The organism is Leptolyngbya sp. Heron Island J, from assembly GCF_000482245.1.
GTDB lineage: Bacteria > Cyanobacteriota > Cyanobacteriia > Phormidesmidales > Phormidesmidaceae > Leptothoe.
Genome location: NZ_AWNH01000020.1, coordinates 19,218 through 28,674, shown reverse-complemented (window position 1 = coordinate 28,674; position 9,457 = coordinate 19,218). Strand labels below are relative to the sequence as shown.

The following is a 9,457-nucleotide window of genomic DNA, read 5'->3' as shown; positions in this document are numbered from 1 at the left end:
CCTCGGGTATGTACAGATCGACACTATATCGGTGGTAGAACGAGCACACCATCATGTCTTCTACTCTAGAGTGCCGAAATTTAAGCCCGCCATGACCAATCAAATGTTGCTCAATGGCGACATTTTTGAGTATTGGGCCCACGCGGCAGCTTTTCTCCCCATTACCGATTTTCGCTTCTCCTTACCCTACAAACACGCCATTAAAAGCGGCCAAACCCATTGGTATAGAAACCGTGATACAAAGCTCATGGGAGAGCTGTTGGCCCGCATCCGTTCAGATGGCCCGATACGAGCCCGAGATATCGAAACGAACACCACAAAACGTGCAGGTTGGTGGGACTGGAAGCCAGCCCAAAAAGCACTCGAACAGTTGTATATGGAAGGGGACCTAATGGTCAGCACCCGTGAAGGTTTCCAGAAAACATATGACCTGACTGAGCGAGTACTGCCATCTGACGTAAATTCACAAATGCCCAGCATGGAAGAATTTGCGGCACATATTGTCGATCAACAATTGCGCTGCCATGGGTTGGTTTCCCTCAAAGGACTGACCTATCAGCGCCGCAAGCTGAACTACGCAAGGCGGTAAAAGCTTTGGTAGACGAGAGATTATCGCAACACACGTTAGAACAAGTACAGATAAGCAGTGGCGAAGTATTTTTATTGGAAACGGGTGTGTGCGAACGCCCTCTTCCCCGGTTGAACAACCGTATGTTGATTCTGTCGCCATTTGACAATAGTGTCATTCAGCGAGAACGGCTCAAAGCACTGTTTCAATATGACTACCGGATAGAATGTTATGTACCTGCAGCAAAATGTCAGTATGGCTACTTTTGCCTGCCACTCCTTTATCGCGATACATTTATTGGGCGGATGGATTGTAAAGCCCATCGAAAAATCAGCCATTTAGAGATCAAATCACTCCATTTAGAACAACATAATTTTGATGAGGATTCAGTCGTTGCTGCCTTTGTAGACGCCATCACACAATTTTGTCATTTCCAAAAATGTGACTCAGTGGCTTTGACTAAAGTTCACCCAAAACATCTCACTCAACGTTTGCACAGTGCGCTAAAAACTCTAGGATGATACCCAGGGTAACGGCAGTGCTAGGAGTAAGTGACCTAACAAGACGCTGCTGTCGGACAAGTTTTCTGCTGCGAAATTTGCTGCAGAGCATGACGGGATCGCGTCTTGACGCATTGTTTGTTGACTTCTAATTGAGTTTTGAAATCCGTTTAGACTCCGTGAATGAAACTCTTTAAGCTAAATGTGTCTACACCTTTAGTGTTTAAGAGTGAAGCTTAAACAAGGTCTGCCAATGGTTTTTTATTGCGGATAGAGCCAGCGACGAAATAGCTTGTTAACCGAGGCATTAGAACTAAAACCACGAGGTAGGTGACCACCAAAGAGGCCAGCAACTGCGGCAAAAATTGAGTCAGTAGCGGCATGAGTATAGAATTAAACAAGTTCACAGCAACAAATACTGCAAAGGTTGTTAAGATCGCCATTTTATACCGCGCAGGCGTGCCCTGTACGGCCTTAACGGGTAGGGTAAACCAGGTCTCAAAACCGGTGAGAATCTGAATTTTATTCTGCTTGGCAATGAAGGGTTTAGCCTTGTCTAACCACCGTTGTCGCTCGTCTGAATCCAGCCAACGTTTGAGGTTGCTGTAGCAGTCAAACTTGAAAATAATCACAAAGTTAAGACAGATGCCCGCTTCAGGACGAATGACCGTGAGACCTCTGTGGCTGGGAAACTGTCGGGCCGCCTTGGAAATACCCTGCACCCAACGTTCATAGTCGGCCTGGTGCTGACGGGACACGCGCTGGGAGATAACAGCGGTCACGGGTTGATTGTCATCGTTGCGGTGCTTGACAATTTGAATGGAGGGATATGCGTTAGAAGCCATCATGGGTTGCGTCATTATGGGTCAAACAAACGGGATGGGAAATGCGATCACACAAAGAATTTATATAACCATGAGTTTAGGCACCTAAGTTACCAAAGTACTCGCGAAAGCCAACAACTTTGCCATGGTTGACCTCAAATGCGATCGCATTATGCCCCTTGTAGGATTGACCGGCGTAGAGACCTTCTGCTTCAAATTCAAACATTACAGATGTATCGTCATTGAGCACGTATTGCGGTTCAGAAAACGTCAGTCGGTCGCCTGCCGCTTCATGGTCTCGACATTTGGCAATCATCTGCTGTCGTCCCTCTAGGCCGCTAAACTTGCCCCGATGAGTCCCCATCAGAAACCAAAACATCATTTCCTCGGCCAGCACTGCAATGTAGGGATCGAAGTTGCCGGTAGTCCAACCTTGAGCAAACAAATCAAAGGCTTCACGAGCCGTTGCAATATCTGTCATGACATCTAGCGCTAGCGGTGACTCCCCAACTATACACTCCTTAAATCAAGGTTGCTGACTGATAATTCTGCTCCCATAGTGCTTAAGGAATTTGCGGACAAATAAGCCACAAATTTGAACTGGATTTATAGCAATAGACCATTTCGGACGATAATCACCTTGTGTGATTGCCATCGCCACTGCCCGAAGGTCGTTACTTCAACAATTACAGAAGTTCATGGCCAAGCTTTAGGTGCTGCTCATCGATGTGTGGATTGCAGTGCCATTGGAAGATTTTCATTTAAATCAGTGAAGAGATTTTTCTGAGACAGAAGCAATTCGAGTTAGCACATCTTTTTTCTTAAGTAATTATCCAATGGATTAATAAACGCGATTAGAATTTTTTTAAGCGCTTTGTGCTTGTAACTGAGAAGACTGATTGGAAAGCAAATATCCATCTTCCATATGGATGATCCGGTCAGCGACATCAAGAATGCGATTATCATGGGTCACCATTAAAATGGTACAGCCCTGCTCCTTAGCAAGCTTCTGCATCAGTGTTACGACTTCTCGGCCTGATTTACTGTCAAGAGCAGCAGTTGGTTCATCTGCAAGAACGATCGTCGGATGACTGACCAGTGCACGTGCGATCGCAACTCGCTGTTTTTGCCCTCCTGACAAATCACTTGGGAAATAGTTTAACCGTTGCCCTAATCCAACCATTTCCAGCATTTCAGCTGCCCTGATGCGTCGTGATCGAGCCGTAAGGTAATGTAACTGCAGTGCCATTTCTACATTCTGCTGAGCAGTCAGACTTTGATGTAGATTGTGCGCTTGAAAAATATAGCCAATCTGTCGTCGTAGTTGATTTAACTGGCTTTGTTTTGCGCTAGAAATTTCTTGTCCAAGCACTTGTAAACTACCATTCTGGGCGGCTCTCAAACCACAAATGAGGGTTAATAACGTTGTTTTTCCAGAGCCAGAGGGCCCGGTCATTAGTACGATTTTGCCTGAGCGAATCTCGAGATTGATATTGAATAGTACCTGTTTACGGAGATTCTTCTGACCAAAGAAGTGATTTAGATGACGTACAGAAACAACAGGTACTTGAGATGATTTCAAGGAACTACTTTTATCCATGAACCTTACTTCCCCTAAGTAAAAGCTAAAATTGAATACAAAGAATCAGTGCCGCAAGGTAGAACAATAATGTGTTGAGCGGATGTCGAGTACTAGAAAATATCGGCAGGATCAGCTGAGCGTAGCTTCCGCATGGCGATAATCCCTGAAATAGCGCACATTATTACCGTTAGAACCAGAATCAAAGTAGCGCGCTCAAAGGTCATTAACAGTGGCAAATTGGTTGCACCACGCGTTAGCTGGTATAGCCAAAGTGAGATCATATAGCCAGGAATGTAACCAGAAAGAGCCAGAATAATGGCTTCTTGGGAAACAACATTCAATAGATAAACACCGCGATATCCCATTGCTTTTAGCGTTGCATACTCGGGTAAATGATCGGACACATCGCTGTAGAGAATTTGATACACGATGATGACACCAACAATAAAACCCATGACTACACCTAAACTGAAAATAAATCCAATTGAAGTGCTGCTGCGCCAATAGTTTGCTTCAAAATCAATAAACTCCTGCCGTGTGAGAATCTTGACATCGTTAGAAAGCTCTTGTCGGAGTGCCTGGGTAGTCGCTTCTAAATTGCTTCCTGGTTTCAGGCTCACTAACCCTATACTGACTTCACTTGCTTGTCGATCGCTAAAAATTCTGAGAAAGTTTTGGTCGCTGGTCATTAAGCTACCATCAGCCACAAAAGAGGCTCCTACCCGGTACAGTCCTCCCAATACGAGCTGACGACCTTGAATTTCAGTGGTAACCCTCTCACCCTGGTTAATTTGAGCAATAGCCTTTTGGTAATCACCCCGTGAGCCTTGATCAAATAGCAGCGTGTCTGGGAAAAGCATGGTGTTAGCATTGGACTGTAGCTCTGGCAAGTCAAACGCAGGCTGTAGTGGGTTAAAGCCCAGCACCATGATGGATGTGTCTTGATGGGTTTGAGGATTTTTCCAAAATGCAATATTGACATACAGCGGATTTGTGGATACAACTTGTGGAAAGTTGGCTGCTTGAAACAATCTACGTCGGGGAAACGTATTTAAATTGCTCAAGTTTTGAGCTGTGGGGTTCAACAGCACCAGATCTGCATTTAATTGGTTATGCAGACGAGTATTGCTATCGTATAAAGCATTTTGAAAGCCTAACTGCATCAACATCAAAATATTGGCAAATGCAATACCTGCGATCGCAGTTAGAAATCGCCCTTTTCGCCGGATTAGCTGCAACCAGGCTAGCGGTATCTCTCTTCTAAACATTTTCTAAATATCGGACTTAATAATCAGCTTAAAAATCTCTTTATCTAGATCAGTCGATTACACATAAATTAAAAGCTCAGCTGTGAGAGTAGGGATGAGATATCCTCTCCTTGTAAGAGTTTCGCCTATTTTTGAATTTTGACATTTACCTGGAGATTGGTTAAACCTGCGACTATTTTGGTTGATTCCTCATCTAATCGAATCTCTACTTCCACCACACGAGCATCTGTGACAGCGGTTGGATCAGTATCCAAAACATCTCGTTTAGCAATTTGTAAGCCAATTGAGTTAACTGTTCCCTGCAATGTCTCTAAAAAGACACCTGTTGAGCTGACGGCTGTCGCTGATTGCCCCTGCTGAATCTCACCAATATCACTTTCAAATACCTCAGCAACGACAATCATTTGTTCAGTATTCCCCAGCTCGATGATGCCCTCATTACCGACGGTCTCTCCAGCCCGTGTTTGAATCCCCAAAACTTGACCGTCTTGAGGAGCACGGATAAATGCTGTCTCAAGTTCAGCCTGCAGGCGGTCTGCATTAGCAATTGCCTGGTTCACTTCTGCTTGTGCTACGGCTACATCTGTTGGCTGCACTGCAATCGTTTGCTCAAGTACAGCGCGAGCCTCCCGAATTTGCGCTTCTAATACTTGACTTGTTTGATCTACACGGGCACTTTGTTCATTCAAGATTTCTTGAGCAGTTTCGAACTCAAGCCTTTGAGCATCTAGCACTTCCTCTGAAACTGCCCCTGCCGTAAACAGCGACTGACTTCGTTGTAGACTCATTTCAGCATCCTTCACCTGTGCTTTAAGACGAGCAGTCGTCGCTGCTTGGGTCTGAATCTCTCCAGCTAGCTGTGCTTCTAGCCGAGTAACCGCAGCACGACGAGCTAAAATCTCCTCCGGTTCTACGCCCGCTTTGACCTGAGCTAGACGCGTCGTTGCAACTTCAATTTGCCGTTTAGTCTCGGCTAATGCAGCCTGGAAGCGGTCACGACTGTCGAGTACTGCAATAATCTGACCAGTTTGAACACGATCGCCTGCTTTGACACGTAACTCGATGACGCGGCTAGAAGCTACCTGACCGCTAGGGGCAGAAACCTGAATAACTTTCCCAGCAGGTTCCAGTCGTCCCAGTGCATTAATTGTTGTTGCAACAGGAGTATGCACTGATGGAGAAACAGGTGAAGGCCGATCGCGTGATGTGTAAACAATCCCCCCGATAATGAGCATGCTCCCAACAGCGAAACTAATGAGCCATCGATAGCGCGTAGGCAAGGACAGCACTTGGTTTAGTTCAGAGGGTTTTACCATAAAGTCCCCTCCTTGAATCGATCTGCATTATTTGCAATTCCAGCATAGTTAAACAACAATCCGTTGAAATTGTCACGCATATTGAACAGTGGACATTACCGATTCTCGGAATGATTTCATCTGAAAGATGCAGTTAGATAGTATTGTCAGTCAATTCCCTACATCCTCAATCCCAACAGCAGAACCATTATTTAGAAACTAGCCTAACAGCGATTTACAAACCTTAATAGTTCTAGAGTGCATGGAAATGCATGACCCAGGTCATGGTTGATGACAAAGAATAAGGGCGCTCCATAACAGATTCCTAGCTCAGCACGGCTATTATCCACTTGAGCCTGTTAATCAAAAACGCTACATATTGATAAATACTACAGGCCAGCAAAATGGGAATAAGGGTACCGACGAAGATCAGCATCAAGACCATTGATCGGGGGGAAGATGCTGCCTCATAGATCGTGATGTTAGGCGGAATGATAACAGGAAATATGGCTAACCCCAGGCCCAAGAGCGATACCATAAAGATAAAGATAGTCCAGACGAAGGGCGCAGCTTTCTTTTGTTGGTTCAGACTTCTGATTAAACGCCAAACTAGTAAAAAAACGAGGATATAAACGAACAAAAATAAATATACTTGTGTGGGTGCCAGGAGTTGTATCCTAAGCTGTTCATCAAAAATTGATGATGAGATAGTGCTGAAAACAGCACCCATTAGCATGATAAATACCGAAATCTTAGCAGTGCGGTAATGCTCCTCTTGCGGTGTTTCCTGGGATTTTAAGATGAGATAGGTTGAACCAATCAGAACATAACCTTGAATCAGGGTAAGGGCCACTAGCCCTGATTGCCAGCTCAGCCAGTCCCAGGCCTTTCCAGTAAAATGCCCAAGCTCATTGACGCTGAAGCCTTTAAAGATTGCGCCCATAGCAAATCCTTGGGCCAATGCCGTGAGAAGGCACCCACCTCCAAATGCGAGATCCCAGAATAATTTGTTGTCTGAATACTTTCTCAATTTGAAGGCAACAGCACGAAAGATTAGTCCCACCAACATCATGATAGTTGGAATATTTAGAGCATTTAAGATAACGGTATAAGCGAGTGGAAATGCCCCAGAGAGTACGCCACCTATAATCACGAGCCAGGCTTCGTTAGCAGCCAAAACGTAGCTGAGACTAGTGATCAAGAAATTACGATATTCTTCACTCGATGCGGTTAAAGAGAGAATGCCCACACCTAAATTAAATCCGTCAAGCAGGATGTAGAGAAATAAGCAGATGCCAAGGATGACAAACCAGATTTGCGGGAGAAAATAGATCAGGGTATCCATACTTATAGCTGAGCACTTGTGGGGCGTTGGCTTTAAACAAAATTAGTGAGCTGATTTGTTTCTAATTCATTGCTAGTCATCATCTGGACGTTAACGTAGCAACGATTTACAAACTCCAATAGTCCTACGCTGCATGGAAAACCATGACCCAGGCCACGATTGGCAAAAAATGAAGCTGCGCTATTCAATCGATGCTGGTAGCGTTTCGCTGTCTGTAATGGCGACCAGTATTGCCCAGCTTACACTGCTGTAAATATGGTTTCCTGATTGAGCGATTCAGCAGAGGCTCCGACTACCTGAGCGAGAATGTCACCCCCGGCTACTATACTGGTTGACGTTTGGCTTTGCTGAAAGCTTAAGTCAGCAAAGGTTAGACCGTCTGCTAGAGAGAATCTGGCACGATCGAGATCAAAACCAGAAATAGTGTCGATACCGTCGCCCTGACGCAGAATAACGGTGTCATTCCCATTGCCAAGGCGAAGTCTATCATTACCTAGGCCCCCATCTAGAACGTTACTGCCGTCGCCACCAACTAGAACATCGTCACCTTCATCTCCCAGTAGCGTGTCGGCTCCGTCGTTACCAAAGAGACGATCGTTACCTTCACCCCCCAGCAACAAGTCCGTCCCATTCCCTCCTAAGAGAACATCGTTGCCGTCACCGCTGCGCAGGATGTCATCACCATGGTTACCAGTCAAAACATCATTGCCATCCTCTCCGTTAAGCTGATCGTTGCCGCTGCCACCAAAGATAAAATCATCTCCACCTTTAGCCAAGAAGAATGTGTCTTGCTGAAAGCCAAACAGAAAGTCTTGCCGGGAGCTGCCGTCAATAACCCGAACATCGTTGTTGGGAATGTCTAAAGGAATTAGAACGCGATCGATCCCTTGCACCACGCCGTTAGCTGCAGCCACATTGACAAGCTCGTTTACAAAACTGGGGTTAAACAGGTCAGGTTCATTGTCAATTAGCTCTTCGCCATTGACGTCAAAGGTAGCATCGCCTAACAGCGTTGTCACGATACCGTCAGCTTGGAGCTGAGCCTGACTCTTTGCTGTCGGGGAGACGTGGTAAAGCAAAATATCGGTCAGCAGGGAAATGGGGTCGCCTAGTTCGGTCAGTGCTGCTGCGATCGCATCGAAAGCACCTGCTTCATCGACACCGCGATACCCTAAATCCTGGGCTAATGTCACAAATGCCGCATCTGTCGGCGCAAATATGGTCAGGTCTGCTGCCGGGTCATCCAGGGTGTCAACCAGCCCGACGGTTTGGACAGCACGCAGCAGAATGTCAAAATCCTGATCGTTGCTATCAAAGCCGTTACCGCTGGCAGCAACAATACCAGCGATAGTTGGCAGCACTGGCGGCGGAGAAGAATCATTGCCAGGAATGTCTAGAGGAATTAGGACACGGTTAATTCCTTGCACTATTCCATTCACTGCCGAAACATCGATTAGGCCTTCTACTAGAGTTGGATTGAGCAAATCCGGTTCATTGTCTACCAGCTCTTGGTTAACGACAACAAAGCTGGTATCGCTTAAAAGCGTTGTTACTGAACCTTCTTCCTGAAGCTGAGCCCGGCTTTTAGCGCCGGGAGACACATGGTAAAGCAAAATGTCGGTCAGGACAGGCAGTGGGGCACCGTCGCCAAGTTCAGTCAGTGCTGCCACAATCGTATCAAAAGCACCTGCTTCGTCGTTGCCGTCAAAGCCAAAGTCTTGCGCTACCGCAACAAACGCCGCATCTGTAGGCGCAAATACTGTTAGATTTGCTGTCGGGTCATCGAGGACATTTACAAGCTCAGCAGACTGAAGAGCACGAAGCAAAATGTCAAAGTCTTGGTTATTGTTGTCGAATCCGTTGCCACTAGTTGCGACGATGCCTGAAATTGTAGCCATGGGTTTCGTGGGTTATCGAATAGTTAATAAAGCCAGGGAATAAATTCACTTGCTTGAAGCACAATATCTGCTAGCCAGACAGAGTCATCTATGCGCACAAAAGAATTGTGTTGTCGGACAAATCCAGTTATTCAGGAGGAAAGACAAATCTGGGCTGATGGCAAACTAAATCAGGGA

Annotated in this window: 7 protein-coding genes and 1 pseudogene; 1 reads left to right on the top strand and 7 read right to left on the bottom strand. The window is 45.8% G+C overall.

Going from position 1 to position 9,457, the window contains the following annotated elements; genetic code table 11:
* The first annotated feature begins 31 nt into the window (after positions 1–31).
* Positions 32–1,089 (top strand): annotated as a pseudogene (locus N836_RS46265) (winged helix-turn-helix domain-containing protein).
* 215 nt (positions 1,090–1,304) lie between these two features.
* On the opposite strand, the gene N836_RS46260 reads toward N836_RS46265, so the two are convergent.
* The 7 genes from N836_RS46260 to N836_RS72970 all read right to left on the bottom strand — a co-directional run bounded on the left by N836_RS46260 (position 1,305) and on the right by N836_RS72970 (position 9,280).
* Entirely contained in the window at positions 1,305–1,916 is a 612-nt protein-coding gene (locus N836_RS46260; protein WP_200867393.1) for an antibiotic biosynthesis monooxygenase, read from the bottom strand.
* A 73-nt stretch (positions 1,917–1,989) separates the two neighbouring features.
* A complete protein-coding gene (locus N836_RS46255; protein ID WP_023071469.1) occupies positions 1,990–2,373 on the bottom strand; it encodes a nuclear transport factor 2 family protein in 384 nt (127 codons plus the stop codon).
* A gap of 384 nt (positions 2,374–2,757) precedes the next feature.
* Entirely contained in the window at positions 2,758–3,492 is a 735-nt protein-coding gene (locus N836_RS46250) for a DevA family ABC transporter ATP-binding protein (RefSeq protein WP_023071468.1), read from the bottom strand.
* Positions 3,493–3,584: 92 nt separating this feature from the next.
* Positions 3,585–4,742, bottom strand: coding sequence for an ABC transporter permease DevC (devC, locus tag N836_RS46245; protein WP_023071467.1), 1,158 nt, complete (start codon positions 4,740–4,742; stop codon positions 3,585–3,587).
* A 125-nt stretch (positions 4,743–4,867) separates the two neighbouring features.
* Positions 4,868–6,058 carry an HlyD family efflux transporter periplasmic adaptor subunit gene (locus N836_RS46240; protein WP_023071466.1) on the bottom strand — a complete coding sequence of 397 codons (1,191 nt, stop codon included), beginning with the start codon at positions 6,056–6,058 and terminating at the stop codon, positions 4,868–4,870.
* A gap of 304 nt (positions 6,059–6,362) precedes the next feature.
* Positions 6,363–7,382, bottom strand: a complete 1,020-nt coding sequence (locus tag N836_RS46235) for a cytochrome d ubiquinol oxidase subunit II (protein ID WP_023071465.1) — start codon at positions 7,380–7,382, stop codon at positions 6,363–6,365.
* Between the two features lie 239 nt (positions 7,383–7,621).
* Positions 7,622–9,280 carry a fasciclin domain-containing protein gene (locus tag N836_RS72970; protein ID WP_023071463.1) on the bottom strand — a complete coding sequence of 553 codons (1,659 nt, stop codon included), beginning with the start codon at positions 9,278–9,280 and terminating at the stop codon, positions 7,622–7,624.
* Positions 9,281–9,457 lie beyond the last annotated feature (177 nt).